Annotated in this window: 22 protein-coding genes; 2 read left to right on the forward strand and 20 right to left on the reverse strand. The window is 50.3% G+C overall.

What is annotated here, in order from left to right; all coding sequences use genetic code 11:
• Positions 1-217 precede the first annotated feature (217 nt).
• The 5 genes from GPK83_RS09105 to GPK83_RS09125 all read right to left on the reverse strand — a co-directional run bounded on the left by GPK83_RS09105 (position 218) and on the right by GPK83_RS09125 (position 4,654).
• The gene (locus GPK83_RS09105; RefSeq protein ID WP_215704595.1) at positions 218-1,111 is read right to left on the reverse strand and encodes a MetQ/NlpA family ABC transporter substrate-binding protein; all 894 of its coding nucleotides are present in this window, start codon (positions 1,109-1,111) and stop codon (positions 218-220) included.
• 141 nt (positions 1,112-1,252) lie between these two features.
• Positions 1,253-1,933, reverse strand: coding sequence for a methionine ABC transporter permease (locus GPK83_RS09110; RefSeq protein WP_215704596.1), 681 nt, complete (start codon positions 1,931-1,933; stop codon positions 1,253-1,255).
• Positions 1,926-2,960, reverse strand: coding sequence for an ATP-binding cassette domain-containing protein (locus tag GPK83_RS09115; protein ID WP_215704597.1), 1,035 nt, complete (start codon positions 2,958-2,960; stop codon positions 1,926-1,928). The genes GPK83_RS09110 and GPK83_RS09115 overlap by 8 nt, the downstream gene beginning before the upstream one ends.
• 415 nt (positions 2,961-3,375) lie before the next feature.
• Positions 3,376-4,221 carry an Mrp/NBP35 family ATP-binding protein gene (locus GPK83_RS09120; protein WP_021905989.1) on the reverse strand — a complete coding sequence of 282 codons (846 nt, stop codon included), beginning with the start codon at positions 4,219-4,221 and terminating at the stop codon, positions 3,376-3,378.
• 169 nt (positions 4,222-4,390) lie between these two features.
• Positions 4,391-4,654: an HPr family phosphocarrier protein gene (locus GPK83_RS09125; RefSeq protein ID WP_021905988.1), complete on the reverse strand. Its 264-nt coding sequence runs from the start codon at positions 4,652-4,654 to the stop codon at positions 4,391-4,393.
• A gap of 254 nt (positions 4,655-4,908) precedes the next feature.
• Here GPK83_RS09125 and GPK83_RS09130 point away from each other — a divergent pair, with 254 nt between their 5' ends.
• Positions 4,909-5,913, forward strand: a complete 1,005-nt coding sequence (locus GPK83_RS09130; RefSeq protein WP_215704598.1) for an MBL fold metallo-hydrolase — start codon at positions 4,909-4,911, stop codon at positions 5,911-5,913.
• On the opposite strand, the gene GPK83_RS09135 is transcribed toward GPK83_RS09130, so the two are convergent.
• From GPK83_RS09135 to GPK83_RS09185, 11 genes are all read right to left on the reverse strand, one after another.
• Positions 5,893-6,555 (reverse strand): epoxyqueuosine reductase QueH, encoded by a 663-nt coding sequence (locus tag GPK83_RS09135; protein WP_215704599.1) that lies wholly within the window; start codon positions 6,553-6,555, stop codon positions 5,893-5,895. The genes GPK83_RS09130 and GPK83_RS09135 overlap by 21 nt on opposite strands.
• A 102-nt stretch (positions 6,556-6,657) precedes the next feature.
• A complete protein-coding gene (gene rpoD, locus GPK83_RS09140) occupies positions 6,658-7,782 on the reverse strand; it encodes an RNA polymerase sigma factor RpoD (protein ID WP_021905985.1) in 1,125 nt (374 codons plus the stop codon).
• Positions 7,783-7,950: 168 nt separating this feature from the next.
• On the reverse strand, positions 7,951-8,886 hold the full coding sequence (locus tag GPK83_RS09145; RefSeq protein WP_343220730.1) for a YegS/Rv2252/BmrU family lipid kinase: 936 nt from the start codon (positions 8,884-8,886) through the stop codon (positions 7,951-7,953).
• A 73-nt stretch (positions 8,887-8,959) separates the two neighbouring features.
• Entirely contained in the window at positions 8,960-10,096 is a 1,137-nt protein-coding gene (gene mutY / locus GPK83_RS09150; RefSeq protein ID WP_252196287.1) for an A/G-specific adenine glycosylase, read from the reverse strand.
• The gene (locus GPK83_RS09155) at positions 10,089-11,069 is read right to left on the reverse strand and encodes a biotin--[acetyl-CoA-carboxylase] ligase (protein WP_215704600.1); all 981 of its coding nucleotides are present in this window, start codon (positions 11,067-11,069) and stop codon (positions 10,089-10,091) included. The genes mutY and GPK83_RS09155 overlap by 8 nt, the downstream gene beginning before the upstream one ends.
• 4 nt (positions 11,070-11,073) lie before the next feature.
• Positions 11,074-11,382: a DUF6637 family protein gene (locus GPK83_RS09160; protein ID WP_015554881.1), complete on the reverse strand. Its 309-nt coding sequence runs from the start codon at positions 11,380-11,382 to the stop codon at positions 11,074-11,076.
• Positions 11,383-11,486: 104 nt separating this feature from the next.
• Positions 11,487-12,632, reverse strand: coding sequence for a patatin-like phospholipase family protein (locus GPK83_RS09165; RefSeq protein WP_215704601.1), 1,146 nt, complete (start codon positions 12,630-12,632; stop codon positions 11,487-11,489).
• A complete protein-coding gene (locus GPK83_RS09170) occupies positions 12,616-13,551 on the reverse strand; it encodes an SPFH domain-containing protein (RefSeq protein WP_015554882.1) in 936 nt (311 codons plus the stop codon). The genes GPK83_RS09165 and GPK83_RS09170 overlap by 17 nt, the downstream gene beginning before the upstream one ends.
• Before the next feature lie 99 nt (positions 13,552-13,650).
• Positions 13,651-14,100 (reverse strand): NfeD family protein, encoded by a 450-nt coding sequence (locus GPK83_RS09175; protein WP_015554883.1) that lies wholly within the window; start codon positions 14,098-14,100, stop codon positions 13,651-13,653.
• Between the two features lie 12 nt (positions 14,101-14,112).
• On the reverse strand, positions 14,113-14,895 hold the full coding sequence (locus GPK83_RS09180; protein WP_117484326.1) for an RNA methyltransferase: 783 nt from the start codon (positions 14,893-14,895) through the stop codon (positions 14,113-14,115).
• The gene (locus GPK83_RS09185; RefSeq protein WP_215704602.1) at positions 14,892-16,823 is read right to left on the reverse strand and encodes an NAD(+) synthase; all 1,932 of its coding nucleotides are present in this window, start codon (positions 16,821-16,823) and stop codon (positions 14,892-14,894) included. The genes GPK83_RS09180 and GPK83_RS09185 overlap by 4 nt, the downstream gene beginning before the upstream one ends.
• Positions 16,824-17,674: 851 nt before the next feature.
• Between GPK83_RS09185 and GPK83_RS09190 the strand changes: the two genes are divergently transcribed.
• Positions 17,675-19,093, forward strand: a complete 1,419-nt coding sequence (locus GPK83_RS09190; RefSeq protein WP_117552202.1) for a spore germination protein — start codon at positions 17,675-17,677, stop codon at positions 19,091-19,093.
• Positions 19,094-19,218: 125 nt separating this feature from the next.
• Here GPK83_RS09190 and GPK83_RS09195 read toward each other — a convergent pair whose 3' ends face one another.
• From GPK83_RS09195 to GPK83_RS09210, 4 genes are all read right to left on the reverse strand, one after another.
• A complete protein-coding gene (locus GPK83_RS09195) occupies positions 19,219-20,772 on the reverse strand; it encodes an ABC-F family ATP-binding cassette domain-containing protein (RefSeq protein ID WP_215704603.1) in 1,554 nt (517 codons plus the stop codon).
• A gap of 220 nt (positions 20,773-20,992) precedes the next feature.
• The gene (gene guaB / locus GPK83_RS09200) at positions 20,993-22,447 is read right to left on the reverse strand and encodes an IMP dehydrogenase (protein WP_117469874.1); all 1,455 of its coding nucleotides are present in this window, start codon (positions 22,445-22,447) and stop codon (positions 20,993-20,995) included.
• Between the two features lie 256 nt (positions 22,448-22,703).
• A complete protein-coding gene (locus GPK83_RS09205; RefSeq protein ID WP_117469875.1) occupies positions 22,704-23,795 on the reverse strand; it encodes a histidinol-phosphate transaminase in 1,092 nt (363 codons plus the stop codon).
• Positions 23,792-25,024 carry a bifunctional adenosylcobinamide kinase/adenosylcobinamide-phosphate guanylyltransferase gene (locus tag GPK83_RS09210; protein ID WP_252196288.1) on the reverse strand — a complete coding sequence of 411 codons (1,233 nt, stop codon included), beginning with the start codon at positions 25,022-25,024 and terminating at the stop codon, positions 23,792-23,794. The genes GPK83_RS09205 and GPK83_RS09210 overlap by 4 nt, the downstream gene beginning before the upstream one ends.
• Between the last annotated feature and the right edge of the window lie 8 nt (positions 25,025-25,032).

Below are 25,032 nucleotides of genomic sequence, written 5' to 3' on the forward strand. Positions count from 1 at the left end.
TAACTATTCACCAGGTCTGCACATTTGCTGCTCTGACCGTAAGAAAACATAGACTAAAAGTCAAAAATCCCATCGTCGTAGCCGGTTCGGAATGGATTTTTGCTTGTAATTATGAAGGTACTGAATCGTTACGAATTCACGTAAAAGAAGCAGGAAACCCGCAAGTAAACGGGATATCCTGCCTCTTTGGCCATTCGTACTATTTAAATTCTAAAGATTACTCCCATGTTGGAATGTAAGCGCCCTTGTAAGTCTCCTCGATCACTTTCGCAACTTCCGGTGTGCGGAAATAATCTACAACTTTCTTGTAAAGCTCATTGTCCTTGTCCGCTGTTCTCGCAACGATGATGTTTACATACGGGTTGTCGCTTCCCTCTTCAACACTCTCAAGGAAGATCGAATCTTTCTCCGGGTTTAAACCGTTGTCAACCGCATGGCCGCCGTTGATGACTGCCGCTGCGACGTCCGGAAGAAGGCTTGCTGTGTTTGCTGCCTCAACCTCTTTAATGTCAAGGTTTAACGGATTCTCTGTGATGTCCTTCTTCGTCGGTGTGTAACCAGCCTCCGGATCAACCTTGATGAGACCTGCGGACTCTAAGAGCTTTAACGCACGGCCGCCGTTTGTAGCATCGTTCGGGATCGCGATGATATCGCCGTCCTTGATCTCGGAAACGTCTTTGATCTTGTTGGAGTAAAGTCCTAACGGAGCGATGATGGTCTCACCGATGATGGAAAGATCATATCCGTTGTTCTTGCAGTCATCCTCAAAATATGCGATGTGCTGGAAAGAGTTTAAGTCGATCTCGCCGTCGTTTAACGCACGGTTCGGAAGCGGATAATCCGCAAATTTTACAAGTTCAAGATCAATGTTCTCCTCGGCAAGTTTCTCAATGACCGGCTGCCACTGCTCATTGTTCTCGCCGACTACGCCGAGCTTGATCACTGTCTTCTCGCCGGATGCCGCTGTGGTATCTGCTGCTGTCTCAGAACCAGCTGCCGTAGTGTCTGCTGCCGCTGCTGTTGTCTCTTCTGTCTTCTGGCTGCTGCCGCATGCTGTTAAGGATAATGCTAAAACTGCTGCGGTGCTGAGTGCTAAAATTCTTTTCTTCATAATGTGTCTCCTCCTAAACTATATTTGTCTCTTCCCGGTTTTCTCCGTGTTCGCCGCACGGACCGATCAGATCCTTTTTATTGATACGGGACAGATCCTGTCCGCCGCCGTTTCAGGCTATGTTGTTTTTCCGGTCCTTATCTAATGTGTTGTCTTCTTAATAACGTACGAACCGGTGCTCTGGATCAGGCTTACCATGATCAGGATGATGATAACTGTCGCATACGTGACATCTGTCTGTCCTCTGGAATGACCGTAGCGGATCGCGAAATCTCCGAGTCCGCCGCCGCCGACAGCACCTGCCATCGCGGTAAGTCCTACCAGGCTGATGAATGTGATCTGCATCGCTCTGACGATTCCCGGTACGCTCTCCTTTAAGTATACACGGAAAATGATCTGCCACGGGCTGTCTCCCATGCTCTCCGCCGCCTCAATGAGACCGTAGTCCACTTCAGCGAGCGCGCTCTCGATCTGTCTCGTAAAGAACGGCACTGTACCAAAGATCAGCGGTAAGATCGCACCCTTTGTGCCGATAGCTGTTCCGATGACCATACGGGTCAGCGGGATCAGCGCTGTCAAAAGGATTACAAACGGGATCGAACGGAAAATATTTACTAACTTATCTAAAATATTGAAAATAACCTTATTTTTCAAAACGCCCTTCGGGGAAGTTGCGGTGAGGATGATTCCGAAGAAAAGTCCAAATACCATGGAGATAGCGCCCGATACAATTACCATGTAGACCGTCTGCCCGAAGCTTTCCCATAACTCATCCGGCTTCGTCATAACATTGGGGATGATCGTGTTTAAAAAATCAGCCATTCTCAAGCACCTCCACTCCTACATTCTTCTCTTTCAGATACTCAACCGCAGTCTCAATATCTTCTTTCTTCCCGCTGGCGATCGCTACGGTACCGCCGATCGGCGCGTCCTGAACGATCTCCAGGTCCGCAAAGATGATATTTAAGTTGATGTTGAATTTTCTGGAAGTCTCGGAGATCAATGCCTCCGATGTGTTCTTCTTGATGTAATTCAACCGCAGGATCTTCTCACCCGGCTTTAATGCTACAAGCGGTGACTTATCCTCGATGAGCTTTTCGATCTTCTGAAGGTTTGAGGTGGTGCGGATGAAGTCTCTCGTGATGCCCGCCTTCGGTGCCGCGAAGATGGAGAATACATCGCCTTCCTCGACAACATTTCCGTGCTCCATGACGGCAACTCTGTCGCAGATCTCCTTGACAACTGCCATCTCATGGGTGATGATCACGATGGTGATCCCAAGCTTCTCGTTTAAGTGTTTCAAGAGCTGTAAGATCGCTCCTGTGGTCTGCGGGTCCAGGGCACTTGTGGCCTCGTCGCAGAGGAGAACCTTCGGGTCGTTCGCAAGGGCTCTCGCGATAGCGACTCTCTGTTTCTGTCCTCCGGAAAGCTGGCTCGGATACGCGTTTTCCTTCTCCGAAATATCAACAAGCTCCAGGAGCTCCCTGACTTTCGCCTTGATCTGCTGTTTTGTAAGTCCGCTTCCCTTTAACGGGTAAGCGACGTTCTCGCCTACGGTTCTGGAACGCATCAGATTGAAGTGCTGGAAGATCATTCCGATCTTCTTTCTCGCTTCCCTCAACTCTTTTGCCGGCAGATCTGTGAGAACTTTTCCGTCAACCGTGACGGTTCCGCTCGTCGGTCTCTCTAGCAGGTTGATGCATCGAACCAGTGTGGATTTTCCGGCTCCGGAGAATCCGATGATACCGAAGATCTCGCCGCTCTTGATATGAAGCGTTACATCGGAGACCGCGTGGACTTTATCTGCGCCGGTATCGAATGTCTTTACAATGTGGTCTAACTGAATCAATTTTATCCTCCCATGTACGTATGAGACGTACATTCTCTAATCTCTGTGTGTGCTAATAAGATATCACTTTTTAGCTTATTCGTCCAATATAGATAAGAAATAAGTTGTTATAGGTTTTACCTATATCAAAGTCTTTTTTATGAATTTTTCCGGCTGTGGCATTCATCTGTCTTTCCTGGATGGGCATTTACCCAGTTGGATGGAATCATGACAGTAAAAAAGAATGTGCCTTGGCACATTCTTGCGCCTCGCGCGGTCGCTTGCGACAATCTACATCTTCGCGCGAGTGCGCATCCCTGGCACGTTAGTGCCTTTTTATGTAACAGGGAATTCCTCGGAATTTCCTGTTACATAAAAAACACAGGGCTGCTGTTTCTTTAGCTGCCCTGTGCATGGTATCTTATTCTCACTTCGTTTACGCTTCCTTCACGGCCTTCACGGCATCGTCTAAGAAGTCTGCTTCCACGTACTCCACGGTTCCCTCGTCGACGGCCTTCGCGATCGCCGGACGGATCGGAATCTGGGCAAGAACCGGGATTCCATACTCTTTTGCTACTTCATCGAGATGGCTCTCGCCGAAGACGGAGATCTTCTTTCCGCAGTCCGGACATTCGAGGTAGCTCATATTCTCAACAAGGCCAAGGATCGGAACGTTCATCTTCTTTGCCATGTTAACGGCCTTCTCAACGATCATGGCAACGAGCTCCTGCGGGGAAGTTACGATGATGATTCCGCTTACCGGAAGAGACTGGAATACGGTCAGCGGCACATCGCCGGTTCCCGGAGGCATATCAACAAACATGTAGTCAATATCCTGCCAGAGTGTCTCACTCCAGAACTGTTTTACCGCACCTGCGATCACCGGACCACGCCAGATCACCGGGTCCGTCTCATTTTCCAGGAGCATGTTGGAGGAGATCACCTCAACACCTGTGGAGGAGACTGCCGGGACAAGGAGTTTTCCATCCGGAGTCACGGTCACACCGTCATGGATTCCAAATGCTCTCGGAATAGACGGTCCTGTGATATCCGCATCCAGGATTCCGACTCTCGCGCCTGTTGCACGCATGCGGCATGCCATCAGGGAAGTTACTAAGGATTTTCCGACGCCACCCTTACCGCTGACAACGCCGATGACTTTCTTTACGGAGCTTGCCGGATTTAACTTCTCAAGGAAACTCTGCGGCTCGCTCGTTCTGCTTCCGCAGTTTGCGGAACATGTTCCGCAGTTGTGGGTACAATTTTCTGCTGTTTCGCTCATTACTATCTCACTTTCTAACTTTTATTCTCCCACCAGATCCGTTATTCTCGGGTTCCGGGAGCCATGGCAGCCCGCGGCTGCCACATTGCATATTTTCTTGTATCGGTTCAACAGGTCAGCGCTTGCTGCTCTGACCGGAAGGTTACATTTTCTTTTAAATATGCGGTTCTTATTCCTTTAAGCCTGTCTCGATCAGATTGCAAACGGCCTCAACAGCCTCATTCTCATCCGGACCGTCACAATGTACTGTGATCTCATCGCCGCAGCGGATTCCGGATGCCATTACGTTTAATACGCTCTTCGCGTTGATTTCCTTTTCTTTATAAAAAATCATCACTTTAGAATCGAACTTCATGGATGTCTGGCAGAGCAGTCCCGCCGGGCGAAGATGAAGACCTGTCGGGTTTACGACTGTAACTTTTCTTTCTACCATAACCTGTTCCTCCTATTCTGTTTATAAAAGGTTCATAAACGTAAAAACCGCCCCAAATGATTACTTTTCATTTACGACGTTTCAGACTTTATGACTCAGCAGTCTCATTGTATACTACATTTTCCATGATGTCAATGGAGCGCTCCGGAATGAATTGACATTTTACATGGTCCGGGATAAAATCAAAACGATCTACGGTAAAAGCTGGAAATTTACAGGACTAAACCATTTTAGTACATCTAAGGAGTTTCCCAATGAAAACACTCGCCCCAAACTTATATAAGGTCACCCTGACCAACAAGGCCATGCGGACCTCATCGAGAAATCTATATATGATAAAAAGTGATGACCGCAGCCTCATGATCGACACCTCCTGGAAGGTTCCGGAGTGCTTAAACGATATGGAAAACGCCTTGAAGGAGCTTTCCATCGACTATAAAGACCTTGATATCTTCGTGACCCACAACCACGCGGACCACAGCGGATATGTCTCCTATTTTACGGACCGTGGTGCCCGGGCGTTCATGAACCCTGTGGAGATCACGGAAGCCTCCGACCGCTACCACCGCCTCTACGAGAACAACACCATGCGCCGGTCTTATACCAGGGAATGCGGAGTCACAAAGGAACTGGCTCCCGATGCCTGGCAGGAGATCAACACCGGTGCGGACCGGCTTGCAAAGGAAAACAACATAAATTTCAATTTTCCTTTTACTCCCATCTCGCCGGGAGACATCTTCTCCTGCGGAGACTATCATTTCGAGATTGTCCCTCTCTACGGTCATACTTCAGGACAGTGTGGCCTCGTGGAACGGAACAAAAAGCTTTTTTTCTGCGCCGATCAGGTGATCCTCGGTCTTACCCCCATCGTCATCACAGCAGGAAAAGACCAGCATCTCCTCGCCGAATATTTTGCGTCCTTAAAAGAACTGACGGCCGATTATACCGGATACCGCTTTCTCCCTGGACACTATGGAGAGTTCACCGAGATCCGCGAGGAGACTGACCGGATCATCTCTGAATATGAGACACGCTGCACCCAGCTCCGTCTGGCTTTAGCGGAAAGCCGCCGCCCGATGACACTTTTGGAGCTCGATCAGGCACTCTATGTCCAGCGCATGCAGACCTACCGGTATTCCTACCTTTTCTCCTATCTCAACACCTGGCCGAAGCTCTTTTCCTGCCTTGACTGGCTTGCGGAGACGGGCGTGATCAGGCGCGCCGAAAAAGACGGTATCCTATTCTGGGCGCTCCGCTGAGCGCGCTTCCGACTCTCTCTTTGAGAACACGCAGCCGCAGTAATTCTGGCGGTAGAGCGCGTGTTCTCTGGAAAGCTCCGTGGATCTCTTATATCCGTTTCTCTTCTTGAAATCTGAGGGCAGGAATTCTACACCATACTCCTCTCCCATCTCTTCCCCGATCCGGTTCAACCTCTCTGCGTCCTTTAAGGGGCTTATCGTGAGCGTCGTCGTAAAAAAGTCGAAGCCGCCGGCCTTTGCCTCCCTCGCCGCTTCGGAGAGACGGAGCTTAAAGCATTCCGTGCATCTGGCACCGCCTTCCGGTTCCTGCTCCAGTCCCTTTGCCGCCGCATAGAAGTCATCCGGCACATAGGTTCCTGCCACAAAATGGATCAGATGACGGTCCGCCTCATATTCCCACTCCCTATTGAACTCTCTGATCAGCCGTTCCTGCTCAGATGTCCGCTCCTCGTACTCTGACGGCGGGTAGATATTCGGGTTATAATAAAAGACCGTGATCTCAAAATATCTGGAAAGATACTCCAAAACGTAACTGCTGCAGGGCGCGCAGCAGCTGTGAAGAAACAGAGTGGGCATCTTCTCCTCTTTCTGCAGTTCTTCCAGTTTTTTATCTAATTCTTTCTGATAATTTCGCTTGTTCATATGTTCTCCCGGCAGATATCACTGCCCTGACTCACTCCCAACAGAAAAAGGCAGCTGGATCTTCTCCCGCTGCCTGTATTTCTATTTCTCCAAAACGAGATCTTACAGGAAATCCCTGATCCGTTTGCTGCGGACCGGATTTCTAAGTTTTCTCAGTGCCTTCGCCTCGATCTGACGAATACGCTCTCTCGTTACGTTGAACTCTTTTCCGACCTCTTCCAGAGTTCTCGGATGTCCGTCCTCGAGACCAAAGCGAAGCACAATGACCTGGCGTTCTCGCTCCTTGAGATCACCTAAAAGTGCGTCGATGTGCTCTCTCAACATTACGGACTCCACATTTCCCTCCGGTGTAACGGCGTTGCTGTCCGCAACGAAATCGCCGAGGTTGGAATCGTCCTCCTCACCGATCGGAGTTTCTAAGGATGCAGGCTCTCGCGCGATCTGCATGATCTCCATAACCTTGTCCTCGGACATCTCAAGCGCTTCCGCGAGTTCTGTCACGGACGGCTCATAGCCGAGTTCCAGAGTCAGCTTTCTCTGCATCTTTGACATTTTGTTGATCGTCTCTACCATATGCACCGGAACACGGATCGTTCTCGCCTGATCCGCAAGGGCTCTCGTCACAGACTGACGGATCCACCAGGTCGCATATGTACTTAACTTATATCCTTTTGTATAGTCGAACTTCTCAACGCCCTTGATCAGACCAAGGTTTCCTTCCTGTACAAGATCCAGGAAACTCATTCCACGTCCGGTGTAACGCTTTGCGATACTTACGACGAGACGAAGGTTTGCCTCGATCAGACGCTCTTTTGCAGACTCATCTCCCTCTGCCTTTCTCTTCGCGAGACGAAGCTCCTCATCCGCGGAAAGAAGCGGCACGGTACCGATCTCCTTTAAGTACATGCGGACCGGATCCTCTGTTCCGATACCTTCCAGAAGATCGATGGCGTCTAAGTCAATGTCCTCTCCGTCCTTGTCCTCACGGTAGTCATCATCCAGATCATCCAGAAGCATGGAATCATCCGCAAGCATTGCGTCATCAATTACCGGCACAACGTCGATATTGCTGTGCTCTAAGTAATTATAAATTTCATCCATCTGCTCCGGTCCGAGGTTATCTCCGGCAAAAAAGTCGTTGATCTCCGTCGCGTCAAGTGCGTTCTGTTTTGACTTGCCCAGTGCGACAAGTTTCTTAAGTTTGTCTAAAAATACTTCTTTTTCCACTGAATAACGTCCTTTCAGGTTGGGGCTGCTCAAACTGCTCCACGATAGTTCATTATATACTATCCAGCGACAATTTTCAATGCTTTTCTACGCCTTTTTTGTTGAATTTTAACATTTTATTAGCACTTTTTGTAATTATTCAGCAGGTCTGCGCACTTGCCGCCCCTGTCATCCCGCCGTCTTCTCCTCCTGCTTCTCCGGCTCCGGGCTGCAGCTTAAGGTCACTGCTTCCTTCACATTCTCGATCTTTGCCTCAGTAACCGATCCGCCAAACTCACCGTCGAGGACCCACGGGATCTCTTCCTTGGCGGTGACCGTAAACTTTGAAGATTTCACGCGGATCACGTCCTTATTTTCCTGTTCCGGGAACAGAAGCAGACCACTTATAATATTCGGAAGATCCGCCGGAGTCTTCGGTGTCCGGATAAACACGCCCTCAAACAGGCCGTCATGGAAGGAAACATCCTTCGGCGCAAGTCCTCTGAAGCCTCCGACACTTGTGGTGTTCGTCACCATTCCGAAAACGAACTCTCCATCCGTCTCACCGTCATCCCATGTCAAATGCATCCTGTAGGATTTGAGATTTCCCAGTGCCTTGATGGACTCCAGGATATATGCCTGATGCCCAAGAACGTTCTTGATGTCCTGGGGCGTGCTGTACGACACTTCCGTGAAAGCGCCAAATGCGGCGATATAAACAAAATACCGCTCATCCCCAAATTTTCCGATGTCGACGCCGTAGGACTTTCCGCTCACCACATCCTGTGCCGCCTTCGTGAGATTCGCCGGAATCTTTAAGCTTCTCGCGAAATCATTCGTGGAACCTGCCGGGAGATATCCGATCTCCGGGCGTTTTTCCAGCCTCATGATGCCGGAGATCACGCTGTTCAGCGTTCCATCCCCGCCGCTGCAGACGAAAAGTTCCACATCCTTACCGTATTCCTCGGCAATCTTCGCCGCATCCCCCGGTTCCTGGGTCACATAGACAGAGGGCAGATAGCCTGCTCCACAGAAAATCCCGAGAATATCGGACAACTGGTTCTTGATGGCTTCCTTCCCGGAACGGGGATTAAAAACAAATAACATTTTTTTCATTTTCATCATGAACACGCTCCATAAAAGACGCCCTTATGCGCCATAATACTAACAAATTTCAAGAGAATTTACAGCCATTATATCATGACTGGCTTTCCAGCAGCTTTCTATACGCCGCAAACGCGTTCGGGATCGGGTACTTCTCCTTCAATTCCCCTCTGTCCGCAAACAGCATTCCCGGGATCTCTTCCCCTGCCTTCACCAGGTACCCGCTCATATGCCACTCCACATGGCTAAAAATGTGCTTTGCCTCCGGCAGTTTTTCCTCCACCGATGCCCCGCCACCGAGACGTTCCAGCACCTCTTTCTCTGAAAATTTTCCTTCCAGATTCGGAAATTCATACAGGGATGCCAGCAGTCCGGTGTCATCCCGCTTTCTAATGGCTATTTTATCCCCGTATTTCACTAATAATACGGTCTTTTCCTCAATTTTCCTTTTCTTTTTCGGTGCCTTCACCGGGATCGCAGAGATCAGGTTTCTTTTTCTCGCCTCGCATACCGTATAGAATGGACATGGAAGATCGCAGAGAGGGGCACCATTGGGGACGCAGACGATGGCTCCGGTCTCGATGAGCGCCTGGTTGAAATCTCCTGGCTCATCCTTTTTGAGTGTCTTTAAGACCTCTTCGACCGCAGCTTCTGTCTTCTTCTTTACCGCTTGTTTTAAGATATCTTCGTAGCTTCCGGCAACTCTCGAAAGGACCCGCATGACATTTCCGTCCACCGCTGGGACAGGGAGTCCGAAAGCGATGGATCCAATGGCACCCGCCGTGTAGCTTCCGATTCCCGGAAGCGCAAGAAGCGCTCTGCGATCTGCCGGAAGTTCTCCGCCGTACTGGGAAACGATGATCTTGGCCGCTTTCTTCAGATTTCTGGCCCTGCTGTAATATCCGAGACCTTCCCAATACTTGAAAAGCTCTTCTTCCTCACACTCAGCCAATGCCTGCACCGTCGGAAAACACTCCATAAACCGGGCAAAGTAGGGCTTTACCGCCTCCACTCTCGTCTGCTGCAGCATGATCTCCGAGATCCAGATCCGGTAGGCATCCTGGTTCTCCCGCCAGGGGAGATCTCTTTTATTCCCCCGATACCAGGAAAGGAGTGGTCCTCTTGCGGCTTCCAGACGCTCCGTCAGGGTGAGGTCTTTCTCATCCGGAAAGATTTTCTGGAGACCGGAATAAAGATCCGCCCCCGAAACATTCATTTCTTCCTTATACATATCCATAGACTCCGCGGACGGAAACTTCCCCGGAGATAATCTCCTTTAATGTGCCATCGGAGAGACGGACTAAAAGTGCGCCTTCCTTGTTGATTCCCTCAGAGACACCGCGGTACTCGCCCGCCGGATCCAGAACGCACACCTCGTTGCCGAGATTTACAAGGTTTGCATTGTACTCTTCAATAAGTCCCGACATGTCCTGTGTCTCAATGAAGGTGTCATAATATCCCTCAAATGCCTCCATGATCGCCGCGATGATCTCGCTTCTCTTCTGGATCTTTCCGCTCTCGATCCGCAGGGACGTCGCTGTCGCCTTGATGTCATCCGGAAATTCCGTCTGGTTTACATTGATGCCGGTTCCCGGGATCACGTACTGGATTTCCATGAGCTCCGTGCTCATCTCCGTTAAGATTCCGCAGATTTTCTTCTTATTCAAAACAAGGTCGTTCGGCCATTTGATCTCAGATTTCAATCCTGTCGCCTTCTCGATTCCCTTTTTCGTGGCCAGCGCCATGACGAGCGTCAGCATGGATGCCGCCATGGGATCGATCTGTGGTCTTAAGAGCATGCTCATCCAGATCCCAACGCCCGCCGGAGATGTCCAGACACGACCTCTTCTGCCCTTTCCGCCGAGCTGGCGTTCCGCGACAGCCAGGGTTCCGTGGGGCGCGCCCTGTTCCGCGAGACGGCGGATCTCATTGTTCGTGGAGTCGGTCTCCTCGAAGAACGCCACCTGCGTTCCTGCCCATTTCGTGTGGATCGTGCTTTCCAGCTCTTCCTTTGAGAGCACATCCGCCGATCCCTTTAAAATATATCCTTTATTCCGGACGGCCTCGATCTCGTAGCCCTCCTCCTTTAACTGGTTGATGACCTTCCAGACCGCCGTTCTCGAGACACCGAACTTCTCGCAAAGCTCCTGACCGGAAATATAGCCATCTGTCTCCTTCAATAATTTCAGGATCTCTCCCTTCATCTCATTACCTCCACCAGATACTCATTGCGCTTAAAAATGTAAAGATCAGCAGAGTCGTTCCGAACACCATCTGGAACACCGCCGCCGTTCTTCTCCGCCTCTCCCGTTTTGCCCGGGACAGCCAGTATTTTCCTGTGACCAGATTTAAAACTGCCGCCAGGAAAAATATCGCCGGAAAGAGGAACATATACCTCTCCGTGTCAAGGAACGAGATAACTGCCATCACCACCACAGCGATGCCGATGATGATGTGCATGGCATCAAGAGCCATGGACTCGCTCCTGACTTTTCTTCTCTTATTGTTTTCCGCCATATTTCAGCGTTCTCCTCATATTTTCTGCCGGATCTGTCGTTTTCCCAGGATCAGCCGTGCTGCCTGGTACTTTTCCAAGACTTCCGATGTGCTGCCACGCTTCCCTATCCTATCGTCAGCCTGTCTGAAAAAAGTTCATGGATCTTCCCCACGATATCGTCCGGCGTGTAAACCTCGTAGACTTCCATCTGCATCTTTTTCGCGAACACTTCCAGGACTGCCCCGTAGAGATCCCTGTAATCCCATTCCGGCTGCAGCCGAAGCTTCCTGGCAAGAAACGGAAATATCTTCTCCGTGTATACACGATAGCCTGTGAGCTTTGCAAACTCATGTTCCTTTACATAAGGTCTCAGCCACTCCTTAAACATGTCAAGTTCCGACATGATCCTGCCAAAATAATACGCCTCGGAATATGGCATGTCAAGATAATATTTCCTTCCGCAGAGTCCGTAGAGGAATCTCAGCCCGTCAAAATAGCCGAGCTTCATGTTTTTCCTCGTTCTCGCACTGTCAAATTCCAGGATCCCGCCGAGATTTCTTCTTGGCGCGATCTCGTGGACCGTCACGTCCTCCGGGATATCCATGAACCTTCGCCGGTCCACGCCGATCCCATAGAGGCGGATCACGATGATATCCTTATATCCCCGGTCCGTCAGGAGATCCACCGGCACATTGTTGACGCTGCCGCCGTCAAGATACGTCTTTCCACCCAGCTTTTCCTGCTTAAATCCTGGGAAATAGGCGCTGGCCATCATTATATCCTTTATGGTCCCCAGAGGTGCTACCTTTACATCGAAGTCCTCCTCTTTCCGGTCCGTGACTGAAAAGGACGCGGCGCAGAAATCCCGTGGTGAGCGCCTGATCCGCTCCTCATCCACCGTCTCTTCCAGAAGTTTTTTGAGTGGGGCGATATCGAGCCCCCTGTCTGAAAACAGCCGTCTGAATTCTGCCGCCGCGTCGGTCACTTTCATGGATCGCACGCCAAATTTCTTTAATTTTCCGATCATGGAATCGTCCACATTGAACACGGTGGAGTAGGTCATGTTTCCCCAGATCTCCTCCGCCTTCCCGAGATCATCCATGCAGATCAGGGCGCCGTTTAACGCCCCAACGGACGTTCCCGCGACACCCTTTATCTTCATGCCGGCTTCCCGGAGCGCTTTCCAGACACCGATCTGGTATGCGCCCCTGGCACCGCCGCCCTCTAAAACGATTCCATATTCCTTTTCAAGATCAATTCTCAGTTTCACTCTTTTTTGCGATCTCCGTTACACTTGTCACAAGACCTGCGAGGGATTGGATCTCAGACGGGATGATGATCTTTGTTGCCTTGCCGTCTGCCGCCTTCGCGAACGCCTCAAGACTCTTTAACTGCAAAACTGTCTGGTCTGCTCCGGCTTCCTTGATCATGCGGATACCATCGGCGTTCGCCTGCTGGATCTTGATGATCGCCTCCGCCTGGCCTTCTGCCTCGCGGATCCGTTTCTCCTTCTCCGCCTCCGCGTGAAGGATCGCTGCCTGCTTATCTGCCTCCGCGTCGAGGATCGCGGACTGTTTCTTACCCTCTGCCACGAGGATCGTGGACTTCTTCTCACCTTCCGCACGAAGGATCGCCTCACGGCGCTCACGCTCTGCCTTCATCTGTTTCTCCATGGCATCCTGGATCGCTGCCGGCGGAATGATATTCTTTAACTCCACACGGTTTACCTTGATGCCCCACGGGTCCGTGGCAACATCCAGGGCGGAACGCATCTTTGTGTTGATGGTCTCACGGGAAGTTAAGGTCTGGTCGAGCTCCAGGTCACCGATGATGTTTCGAAGCGTGGTGGCTGTCAGATTCTCGATGGCCATGATCGGGTTCTCAACACCGTATGCGTAGAGCTTCGGGTCTGTGATCTGGAAGAACACGACCGTATCGATCTTCATGGTGACGTTATCCTTTGTGATCACCGGCTGCGGAGCGAAGTCAACGACCTGCTCTTTTAAGAGGACCCGCTTTGCAACGCGGTCAATAAACGGAACTTTGAAGTGGATTCCCACATTCCATGTCTCAAGGTACGCGCCGAGTCTCTCCACTACCATCGCCTGTGCCTGGGGCACGATGCGGATGCAGGAAACGAGGATCAGCAGAATGATAAAGATCAGTACTAATACTAAAATTGTTGGCATATTTATGTCCTCCTTTATGTTTTTATGGGGGATTATCTTTATCCCCCATTTTTTTCTTCAGCCCATTCATATTACTATGAGCAAGCCGGAAACTTTTTATCAGTTCCTATTCTCTGTTTCTGGAATCATCTCCACAATGAGCTTCACGCCCCGGACTTCCTTTATGACCACATGGGTCCCCACCGGGATCGTCACCGCTTCATCCGCGGATCTCGCCGTCCACTCCTGGCCGTCGATGACAGCGGCTCCGGACGGCTCATTGTTGTCGATTTTTTTGATCACTTTTGCCTTTCTTCCGATCAGCCCGTCCACATTCGTCTTCACGGTCTCCCGGTTGACGAACCGGATAGCGAGCGGTCTTGTAAAGAGAAGAAGGACAAACGATACGATCAGGAACACCACAAGCTGCGACTGCACGGAAAATTCCAGTACCGCAGCAAAAAACGCGAACACAGCCCCGCCCGCAAACCAGATCGTCGTAAGCGCCATGGTCGCCGCCTCGATTCCGATCAGAATTACAAAGGCCACCAGCCATCCGATCATATCCATAAAATCACTCCTTTATGCGCGCCGCTGTCTTGCCGTCTCAAACATCAGGATCGATGCAGCGATGGCGGCATTTAACGACTCCACCTTTCCGGCCATGGGGATCTTCACCCAGGTGTCTGCCATGTTGGAAAGCTTTTCCGTCAGCCCGTTTCCCTCATTTCCGATCAGGAACGCCGTATTACCAGTATAATCTTCCTGCTCGTAATTATTCTTTCCTGCGAGATGGGCCGCAAATACCCGGATCCCCCGCGCTTTCAGATCCAGAACGGTCTGCTCCAGATCGTCCGTGTAGAAGAACGGGACACGGAATACGGATCCCATGGTGGAACGGATCACCTTCGGGTTGTAGATATCCACAGTATCACGGCTCATAATGAGTCCCGTGATCCCCGCGCCCTCTCCGGCTCTCAGGATCGTTCCCAGGTTTCCTGGATCCTGAAGATTTTCCAGCACCATCAGATGAGCTGGACGGTCACTCTTTAAGAGCTCGTCCATTCCGTAGGAAAACTGTCTGACAAGTGCCAGCACACCCTGGGGCGTCTGCGTGTCGGACATCACCGCAAACACAGAGTCGCTGACAAGTTCGTATCCCGGGTACTCCGCAAGAATTGCGGCATTCTCCGGATTTTTCGCGAAAGTTTCAGAAACATAGATACTTTTAACCTGATCCTTCGGGAGCTCAGCGGCCATCCGCACTCCCTCGACGACGAAAAGTCCCTGCTCATTTCTCGCTCTCGCTTTTTTCTTTAATTCAATGACTGCTTTTACCTGGTCATTTTTTGTGCTTGTGATCATCTCCCTTCCTCCGGGTCAAGTTTCTCCACTTCATCCATCCAGATCCGTCTCGCTGCGTCGCTCGGCATTCTGAGATCACCTCTCGGAGAAACCGCAACAGATCCGACCTTCGGGCCGTCCGGCAGGCAGGAACGCTTGAACTGCTGTGCGAAGAACCGGCGGTAGAAGGTATTTAACCACTTGTAGATCACCTTGTCCTCGTAAACTCCCGCGAAAGCGATCTTCGCCAGGCGGTAGATCTTCGCCGGATGATAACCGTAACGGAGAATATAATAGAGGAAGAAATCGTGAAGCTCGTAAGGTCCGACCAGGTCCTCCGTCTTCTGGGAGATCTTTCCGTCCTCCGGCGGCAGAAGCTCCGGGCTCACCGGGGTATCGAGAACATCGTTGAGTACATCTGCCAAGGCCTTGTCGCCGCAGGTATCCGCGTAGTAGCGGACAAGATGACGGACAAGCGTCTTCGGAACAGACGCGTTCACGCCGTACATGGACATGTGGTCGCCGTTGTAGGTCGCCCAGCCAAGAGCCAGCTCAGACATATCTCCTGTTCCGATGACCATGCCGTTCGTCTTGTTCGCAAGGTCCATGAGGATCAGGGTGCGGTATCTTGCCTGGGAGTTCTCGTAAGTCACATCATGGATCGCCGGATCATGTCCGATATCCTCGAAGTGGGTGGAAACTGCTTTTCTTATATTTACCTCTCTTAATGTCGCACCCAGCTTCTTTGTGAGCGTGACTGCGTTGTTGTAGGTTCTGTCCGTAGTTCCGAAGCACGGCATCGTGACGGAGAGGATATTTTCTCTCGGAATGCCAAGCATATCGAAGGCTCTCGCTGTGATGAGAAGTGCCAGGGTGGAGTCGAGTCCGCCGGAGATTCCTACAACTGCGCTCTTGGCACCGGTGTGGGCGAGACGTTTCTTTAAGCCCATGGCCTGGATCGTTAAGATCTCCTCACAGCGGGCGGTTCTCTCTTTCTCGTTTGACGGAACGAAAGGTGCCGGATCGATATAGCGTTTTAATGTGAGCTCCGTTTTGTTTAAGGTGAAGTCCATGTAATCATAGTCCTCAGTCTCCGCACCCGGCTGACATGTGGTCATTCTTCTTCTCTCGTTTTTAAGTCTGTAAAGATCGATGTCCGCCGTGATCATGCCGTTTTTGAAACGCTCGGATTCCGCAAGGATATTTCCGTTCTCGGCAATGATATCATGTCCGCCGAAGACGAGGTCCTGGGTGGACTCGCCCTCTCCGGCATTGGCATAGATGTACGCACATACGAGGCGGGCAGACTGTCCGGCGATCAGTGTCTCACGGTATCCCGCTTTTCCTGTGGTCTCATCGCTGGCGGAGCAGTTTGCGATCACGGTAGCTCCGGCTTTCGCGTGGGAGACGCTCGGTGGATCCATCGTCCATACGTCCTCGCAGAGTTCTGCGGCGACTATGAGTTCCGGGATATTCGTGCAGCGGAACAGGATCTTGCTTCCAAACGGGATCAGGCTCTCTCCCCACTCTACCACATCCGGTTTTACCGGACCCGGGTTGAAATGGCGTAGCTCATAGAATTCAGAATAGTTCGGAAGATGTCTCTTCGGAACAAGGCCTAAAAGCTCGCCATCCTTGATGGCAGCCGCTACGTTGTAGAGTTTTCCGTCCTTCATCCACGGAAGTCCGATGAAGGTCAGCATATCCATATCCTTTGATGCGTCTAAGAGCCATAAGAGTTCTTCCTTCGCCTGATCGATCAGGGTGTCCTGCAGAAACAGGTCACTGCAGGTGTATCCGGTGAGACCGAGCTCCGGGAACACCAGGATCTTTACATCCCGGGATGCTGCCTCCTGCATCATCTTCCAGGTCTGTTCCCGGTTAAACACAGGATCTGCAACCTTTAAATCTGGGGTGGCCGCCGCCACCCGGATAAATCCGTCTTTCATTTTTGTTCTCCTTATTACATTCCGACTTTGATAGCCGCGCTGCAGCGCAGAATTTCAGTCAGTTTGGGAATATATGCCGTTATACAACAATTCAGTCATAAACGGGCTTTCTATTGTTTTGAAAATTTCCGTATGGCTGAATGATTACTTTTTATTATACACTTTTTTTCTGAAAAGGGCTATGGATTTTCATCTGTTTAAGAAATATTTCATGAATAGTCCGACCATGCGTCAGTCTGGCAAATATGTGTGCGCTGCACTCTTGCCTGCATAAGCACTCACATTCGCTGAACTGCATACGGGCAGCGCTTAAACGGCGAAAGGCTGTGCTCCCCCACTGAGCACAGCCTTTCATTCACGTACAATTTCCTTGCATTATACAGTTCCTCGAAATTGATACCCCTTCAATTTCAATGCTTATGCAGTATAACAAAATATTACCGGAAATGCTATGGTAAATATAGTTAAATTTGCACAATTTTATTGTATATATTTACTATCTTCCGCACAAATGTCCGCTGGGGAAAAGCAGATTCGTTGTTTTTACAAAAAAACAATCTATTCTATGGTGGTTCTGCCCAGTGGAATTGGAACTTTGTATACAGTACGCATTTTCGGCGGTTTGCAGGCCGCAGGTATCTCCCGTATAATTTCATGTTTTTTTGAAATAATATCTGCAAAATATCGTCTGAAGGAATCACTCCCCCTTCACGTGACTCATGACTGCCCCTTTCGATTATTGATCACCGGGTCTGCTTTTTAAAAGAAATGTACCTTGGCACATTCTCGCACCGAGCGCGGTCGCTTGCAACACTCTACATCATCATAACTCTTGAAAGGACATGATATCCATGAACATTTCATCCAATTTCGATCAGAACATCTCCCGCTTTCACGAGATCCTGGATGTCCAAAAAAACTTCGATATCGTCTACCACACTCTCACTATTGCGGACAAAAAAGCCTGCCTGTACTTCATTGACGGCTTCACAAAGGACGAGATCCTTCTGCGCCTGATGCAGGATTTCGCCTCCGTAAAACCGGACTCGTTCCCATCATCTGCCCATGATTTCGCAAAGCAGTACGTCCATTACGGCGAGACCACCGTGGAGACCGATGATAAAAATATCTTTACACAACTCCTCTCCGGCCTCTCCTGTCTCCTGATCGACGGGTATGACCGGGTGATCCTCATCGACTGCCGTACTTACCCGGCCCGCGGGGTCTCGGAGCCCGAAAAAGACAAGGTGCTCCGAGGCTCCCGGGATGGCTTCGTGGAAACCATGATCTTCAATACCGCCCTGATCCGCCGCCGGATCCGGGACGTGAATCTCACGGTGGAGATCATGCAGACCGGAGAAAGCTCCCACACAGACATTGCGATCTGTTACATGAAACGTCGTGTGGACGAGGACCTGCTAAATAAGATCAAGGACCGCATCGAAAATCTGCATGTAGATGCTCTGACTATGAATCAGGAAAGTCTGGCAGAATGTATCTTTCCCCACAAATGGTTCAACCCGTTCCCAAAATTCCGTTTTTCTGAACGTCCGGACACGGCTGCGGCGTCTATTCTGGAGGGAAACATCGTCATCCTTGTTGACAATTCCCCCGCCTGCATGATCCTGCCGTCCTCAGTCTTCGATATTATCGAGGAGGCAGATGACTACTACTTCCCGCCGGTGACCGGAACCTACCTGCGTCTCTCCAGGATGACAGTCTCCTTCCTCACCCTGTTTCTGACCCCGGTGTGGCTTCTCTTTATGCAGAACCAGAACTGGATCCCAGGCTGGCTGGAGTTTATCAAGCTGGCGGATGACATGTATGTGCCGCTGATCTTCCAACTCCTGATCCTGGAATTTGCCATCGACGGCCTGCGCCTCGCCGCTGTCAATACGCCCAGCATGCTGACCACACCGTTAAGTGTTATCGCCGGTATTGTTCTCGGCGAATATTCTGTAAAATCCGGCTGGTTCAATTCCGAAACCATGCTCTACATGGCGTTTGTCACCATAGCCAATTACTCTCAGGCAAGCTTCGAGATGGGTTACGCGCTAAAATTCATGCGTGTGATCCTGCTGATCCTGACCTCCCTCTTAAACGTCTGGGGCTTCATCCTCGGCACCGCCATCGCCGTCTGCTCCATCGTATTCAACCGCACCATCGCCGGAAAGAGCTATATCTATCCGCTGATCCCGTTTTCGTGGCCGGAGATCAAAAAGCGGTTTCTGCGGGGACGGCTGCCGCATACAGAGAAAAGCCAGCGATGAATCGTCTTAAAAAAGAATGTGCCTTTTGTGCAATGGGGAATTCCTCGGAATTTCTTATTGCACAAAAAATCCGTGTCCTGCAGATTTCGTTATGCAGGGCACGGATTTCTTCAATTGTAAACATATCAAATCTTTAACGACCACTTACTGAGATCCCAAACCTTTGACACCAGTCCGTCATAGAACTCCGGCTCGTGGCAGATGATGAGGACTGCTCCTTTGTACTCCGAAAGCGCTCTCTTAAGCTCGTCCTTCGCATCCACATCCAGATGGTTCGTCGGCTCGTCGAGAAGCAGAACGTTGGTCTCCCGGTTCATAAGCTTGCAGAGGCGGACCTTCGCCTGCTCACCACCGGAGAGGACGCGGACCTGGCTCTCGATATTCTTTGTAGTCAGGCCGCACTTTGCAAGGGCAGAGCGGACTTCGTACTGGGTGTAGGACGGAAACTCCTTCCAGATCTCCTCGATACAGGTCGTCGTATTTCCCGGTGCCATCTCCTGCTCGAAGTAACCCGGGAACTGATAGTCACCGACCTCAACGGTTCCGGAGATCGCCGGGATCAACCCCTGAATGCTCTTTAAAAAGGTAGTTTTTCCGATACCATTCGCACCAATGACCGCGATCTTCTCGCCGCGCTCCATGAGGAAATTAAGCGGTTTTGAAAGTGGTTCATCATAACCGATCACAAGATCCTTCGTCTCAAAGATCAGTTTTCCGGTTGCCCTTGCATTCAGGAAATGGAACTCCGGCTTCGGTTTTTCCTTTGCAAGCTCGATGACCTCCATTTTGTCCAGCTTCTTCTGTCTCGACATCGCCATGTTTCTCGTCGCAACACGGGCCTTGTTTCTCGCAACGAAATCCTGAAGCTTCGCGATCTCCGCCTGCTGGCGGTTGTAAGCTGCCTCCAACTGGCTCTTTTTCATCTCGTAGACTTCCATGAACCGGTCATAGTCACCCACATAGCGGTCAAGCTTCTGGTTCTCCATATGGTAGATCAGGTTTACCACGCTGTTTAAAAACGGGATATCGTGGGAGATCAGGATAAAAGCGTTCTCGTAATCCTGAAGATACCGCTTCAGCCACTCGATATGCTGTACATCCAGATAGTTTGTCGGCTCGTCGAGGAGCAGGATATCCGGCTTCTCAAGAAGAAGTTTTCCGAGGAGGACCTTCGTTCTCTGTCCGCCGGAGAGCTCGTCAACATCCTTGTCAAGTCCGATCTCATCGAGACCGAAGGCGCGTCCGATCTCCTCCACTTTGGAGTCGATAATATAGAAATCATGCGCCATCAGAAGGTCCTGGATCGTTCCCAGCTCCTCCATCATGGCGTTCATCTCATCCTCGGACGCATCTCCCATCTTCGCGCAGATGTCGTTCATCTTCTCCTCCATCTCAAAGAGGAAGGAAAAGGCACTCTTAAGCACGTCGCGGATCGTCATACCCTTCTCAAGCACGGTATGCTGGTCTAAGTAGCCCACACGGACATTTTTTGACCACTCAACCTTTCCCTCATCCGGCATCATCTTTCCGGTGATGATATTCATAAATGTGGACTTTCCCTCACCGTTTGCTCCGATGAGACCGATATGTTCCCCCTTTAACAGGCGGAAAGAAACGTCCGTAAAGATAGCCCGGTCTCCGAAACCATGGCTCAGGTGTTCTACATTTAAAATACTCATAAAACTTCTTTTATTCCGGCTTTTCCTTAAAATTCAGCCGTTTTCCCTTTCTCCTGGGACCCCAGGTAAACCTATATAAATAATGTCATGATCGGATCTGCATTTAACAGGCGCATGATAAAAAGCGCCAGAAACGGCAACGTCAGTCTGAAAAAAGGCTGTGCAGGGAACAGCGTTTCCGCCGCCTGTACAGCCTTTTGCTGCCCTCTCGGGATTAAAATTATTCGTCTACGCTGTAGTTCGGAGCCTCTTTTGTGATGTGGATATCATGCGGATGGCTCTCGCGGAGTGCGGCTGCGGAGATCTTAACAAAATGACTGTTCTCCTGAAGCTCTTTGATATCATGAGCACCGCAATATCCCATACCGGCACGAAGACCGCCCAGCATCTGGAATACGGTATCCTCAACGAATCCCTTGTAAGCAACACGTCCTTCAACGCCTTCCGGAACAAGCTTCTTCGCGTTCGACTGGAAGTAACGGTCCTTACTGCCGTTCTCCATAGCAGAAATAGATCCCATTCCACGGTAAACTTTATATTTTCTTCCCTGATAAAGTTCGAAGTCTCCCGGGCTCTCATCGCAGCCCGCGAACATGGATCCCATCATGCAGACATTACCGCCGGCTGCGAGAGCCTTTGTAACATCTCCGGAATACTTGATACCGCCGTCGGCGATGATCGGAATACCGTACTCCTTCGCAACTGCATAGCAGTCCATAACCGCAGTGATCTGCGGAACACCGATACCTGCAACGACACGCGTCGTACAGATCGATCCCGGTCCGATACCAACCTTGACAGCGTCAACGCCGGCCTCGATCAGGGCTCTTGTAGCCTCACCCGTTGCAACGTTACCGGCGATTACCTGAAGATCCGGGAATTTCTCCTTGATCATCTTTACGCAGTTGATAACGTTCGCAGAGTGTCCGTGCGCAGAGTCGAGAACAACAACATCGACCTTTGCATTTACAAGGGCTTCCGTTCTCTCAAGAACATTTGCTGTGATTCCGATTGCAGCACCGCAGAGAAGTCTTCCGTGGTCATCCTTTGCGGAGTTCGGATACTTGATCTGTTTCTCGATATCTTTGATCGTAATGAGTCCTTTTAAGTTAAAGTTTTCATCGACGATCGGAAGCTTCTCGACTCTTGCCTTTGCAAGAATGCGCTTTGCTTCTTCCATGGTTACGCCTTCTTTAGCTGTAACCAGATGCTCGGAAGTCATGCACTCTTTGATCTTCTTGGAATAATCTTCCTCAAATTTCAGATCACGGTTTGTGATGATTCCGACGAGCTTTTTACCCTCAGTGATCGGAACACCGGAAATGCGGAATTTTGCCATCAGCTCATCTGCATCTTTTAATGTATGTTCCGGGGACAAATAAAATGGGTCTGTGATTACTCCGTTTTCAGAACGTTTTACCTTATCTACCTCTTCAGCCTGCGCCTCGATCGACATGTTTTTGTGAATGATACCGATTCCGCCCTGTCGCGCCATAGCGATCGCCATGCGGTGCTCAGTAACGGTATCCATGCCGGCACTCATAAATGGAATATTGAGTTTGACTTTCTTTGTCAGGTGTGTTGAAACATCAACCTGATTTGGGATTACTTCAGAATATGCAGGTACAAGGAGCACATCATCAAATGTAATACCATCACCAATGATCTTACCCATTTTATGGTTCCCTCTCTTTCTTCTGTTTTATTATGTTTAAAAAAAATATAACTAAAAACCGTCATAACGTCAGTTCCAGTTATTACAGTAGAGTATAACAGCTTTGTCGAATTTTAGCAACAGGCAATTCATATAATTTTTTTACGATTTTATATTATTTTTGCTTATAAACATACAGAAAATTTCTTTTTCCTTCTGTCATTTTCCAACGTATCTTTCGTTTTCTTCCAACAGCTGCGTTTTCCCTCCGGATGATCTACCTGTAGTCCTTTAATATCTCCAGGAATTCCCGGTTTTCTTCATGGGAGCGGACGCAGATCCTGTAAAATCGTCTGTCAAGCAGTCTGTAATTCCTGCATGACCGGATCAGGATCCCCCGTTCCAGAAAATATTCGTACAGCCAGGATTCCTGACCGGTCTTGAAGTCCTTAAACAGGAGGAAATTCGCGTCCGAGTGGAATACCGTGAAGCCTGCTTTCGTCAGTCCGTCAGAAAGATACTGCCGTTCTTTCGCCACCGTCTCCCGCATCTTTTTCAAAAAAGGAATCCGTTCTTCCGAAAGTGCCGCATATCCCGCCTCCTGCGCCGGGATCGAAACACTCCAAGGCTGCCAGTTCTCCTCCATCCGTTCTAAGAGCTCCCTGCTCGTACAGAATCCATATCCCAGCCGCAGTCCCGCCATGGCATATGTCTTTGTGAATGCCCGGAGAAGAAATAAGCTTCCGCCATGTTCCGGTCTTCCGGTCTCCCAGTCGAGAAATTCACGGATACAGCCGCAGCTTCGCTCCTCATCAAGGAATTCCACAAAGCATTCGTCCAGAACCAGCAGGATCCCATGTTTCTTGCAGTAGTCTAAGATTTTTGAAAGATCTGCCTGACGGATCATGGCCCCTGTGGGATTCGCCGGAGTGCATAAAAATATGATCTCCGGCTGCTCTGTTCTCAAAAAATCCAGAAATTCCGATACGTTTAAGAAAAAAGATTCCGCCTCTTTTAAATAGAAAAAAGCGATTTCTGTCCCACAGGATCTCAACGCCGTTTCATACTCCGCGAAAGATGGCGCAGGGATCACTGCCTTTTTCGGCCGTACCTCCTGTACCAGCCGGAAGATCAATTCCGCCGCCCCGTTTCCGAAGATCATCTGATCTTCCGGGACACCGGTAAGCTCTGACAACCGTCCCCGCAGGTTTTCGCAGGAGCTGTCCGGATATCCTGTACAGAAGGCAATGCTCCTCTGGGCTGCCTCCCAGACAAAATTTGGCATTCCCAAGGGATTTACGTTGACCGAGAAATCCAGCTCCACATTCCGGTTCCGGTAGATATCACCGCCGTGTCCGTACTCCATCATGTCTCACCGCCCTTTAAAGCCATCGGGATCCCGCAGACAACGCGGCATACCTTCACCGCCCGCGCCGCCAGATACTGGCAGGCGTCCCCACTCATCTCCCGCCACAGGCGGTCTGTTTTATCGATGGGAACAATTCCGCAGCCGATCTCGTCGCAGGTGATGACTGCGTTGGGATTCTTCTCAAGGATCATATCCAGATACCGGTACATGACCTCTTCGATCCGGATCTCGATATCTTCCGTTTCTTTCGTCTGCACTCTGACCATCTTTGTTTCTCCGGCAGATGTTCTTTCAGCCGGATCCCTCACAGCTTCAGTTCTCTCATTGATTTCACTGCGGATACTGTCGCAGAACACTCTGTCATCCTCTCTCTTCGCGTCATACTCACCCAGTACTGTGTCTATCAGCCTTCGAATATAGATATGAAGATTCAGAACAGCCTCCGAATCAAACGCGTCTTCCAACGGTGACTGTTCGCCGTCTGCCACAAGAATGAAGCGGTTTTCTTCCGTCACCGCCTCACGCATCGCAAGGTTTGATTTCCCCTGATACGCGCCTCCTACAAAAAGCCTGATCCCTCTCTGACGATCCACAGATCGATCCGTTCTTCTCTCTTCCACTTCCGTATCTTCCCTCTTCTTTTTCTTCACCATCACCGGCTCACCGCAGATCACCTCGTACACTTCATCCGCCTCCCCGGCCAACGCACAGTTGATTCCGCCCAACAGCTTCCGGTACGCTTCCGTCTCCTCCGAGTACGGCCCCTGATCCCCGGACACATCATTTGTCACGACTACCAGAAAGTCCGCATTTTTTCTGATCATCCTGATTCCTTCCAATGTCCGTTCCATCGCGCCATTCTCCGGATCTTCCATGTCCCGGCGGTACATCTCGTTCGCCGCAAGGTTGGAAACACACTCTAACAGACACCGGCTCCTGGCAGGGACCTCCGCCTTCGAAAGGTCCACAGGGCACTCGATGGTCATAAAATTCTTTTTTTCCCGCATTTTGCGGTGTTTTCGGATCCGCTCCCTGCACTCCTCGTCCCAGGCGATCATGGTTGCAAGATAGAAGGACGGCTGATGGCGCAGATCCGTTTTCCGGGCGCCGCCGCGCATCGATTTTCCGGCGGCTTCCGCCATCACCTCTTCTTTCTTTGCCTGTTCTACGATCAGGGTCTCTGCAAATGCGGACTTTCCGCTGGAGCTTCCCCCATTTATCAGGATCATCATATTCT

Source organism: Clostridium sp. MCC328 (assembly GCF_018785465.1).
Classification (GTDB): Bacteria; Bacillota; Clostridia; order Lachnospirales; family Lachnospiraceae; genus Pilosibacter; species Pilosibacter fragilis.

Bases quoted from the DNA above. Each gene is read 5' to 3' on its own strand.
- GPK83_RS09105 (WP_215704595.1), bottom strand. From the start codon at position 1,111: ATGAAGAAAAGAATTTTAGCACTCAGCACCGCAGCAGTTTTAGCATTA.
- GPK83_RS09110 (WP_215704596.1), bottom strand. From the start codon at position 1,933: ATGGCTGATTTTTTAAACACGATCATCCCCAATGTTATGACGAAGCCG.
- GPK83_RS09120 (WP_021905989.1), bottom strand. From the start codon at position 4,221: ATGAGCGAAACAGCAGAAAATTGTACCCACAACTGCGGAACATGTTCC.
- GPK83_RS09125 (WP_021905988.1), bottom strand. From the start codon at position 4,654: ATGGTAGAAAGAAAAGTTACAGTCGTAAACCCGACAGGTCTTCATCTT.
- GPK83_RS09130 (WP_215704598.1), top strand. From the start codon at position 4,909: ATGAAAACACTCGCCCCAAACTTATATAAGGTCACCCTGACCAACAAG.
- GPK83_RS09135 (WP_215704599.1), bottom strand. From the start codon at position 6,555: ATGAACAAGCGAAATTATCAGAAAGAATTAGATAAAAAACTGGAAGAA.
- GPK83_RS09145 (WP_343220730.1), bottom strand. From the start codon at position 8,886: ATGATGAAAATGAAAAAAATGTTATTTGTTTTTAATCCCCGTTCCGGG.
- mutY (WP_252196287.1), bottom strand. From the start codon at position 10,096: ATGTATAAGGAAGAAATGAATGTTTCGGGGGCGGATCTTTATTCCGGT.
- GPK83_RS09155 (WP_215704600.1), bottom strand. From the start codon at position 11,069: ATGAAGGGAGAGATCCTGAAATTATTGAAGGAGACAGATGGCTATATT.
- GPK83_RS09160 (WP_015554881.1), bottom strand. From the start codon at position 11,382: ATGGCGGAAAACAATAAGAGAAGAAAAGTCAGGAGCGAGTCCATGGCT.
- GPK83_RS09170 (WP_015554882.1), bottom strand. From the start codon at position 13,551: ATGCCAACAATTTTAGTATTAGTACTGATCTTTATCATTCTGCTGATC.
- GPK83_RS09175 (WP_015554883.1), bottom strand. From the start codon at position 14,100: ATGGATATGATCGGATGGCTGGTGGCCTTTGTAATTCTGATCGGAATC.
- GPK83_RS09180 (WP_117484326.1), bottom strand. From the start codon at position 14,895: ATGATCACAAGCACAAAAAATGACCAGGTAAAAGCAGTCATTGAATTA.
- GPK83_RS09185 (WP_215704602.1), bottom strand. From the start codon at position 16,823: ATGAAAGACGGATTTATCCGGGTGGCGGCGGCCACCCCAGATTTAAAG.
- GPK83_RS09190 (WP_117552202.1), top strand. From the start codon at position 17,675: ATGAACATTTCATCCAATTTCGATCAGAACATCTCCCGCTTTCACGAG.
- GPK83_RS09195 (WP_215704603.1), bottom strand. From the start codon at position 20,772: ATGAGTATTTTAAATGTAGAACACCTGAGCCATGGTTTCGGAGACCGG.
- guaB (WP_117469874.1), bottom strand. From the start codon at position 22,447: ATGGGTAAGATCATTGGTGATGGTATTACATTTGATGATGTGCTCCTT.
- GPK83_RS09205 (WP_117469875.1), bottom strand. From the start codon at position 23,795: ATGATGGAGTACGGACACGGCGGTGATATCTACCGGAACCGGAATGTG.
- GPK83_RS09210 (WP_252196288.1), bottom strand. From the start codon at position 25,024: ATGATCCTGATAAATGGGGGAAGCTCCAGCGGAAAGTCCGCATTTGCA.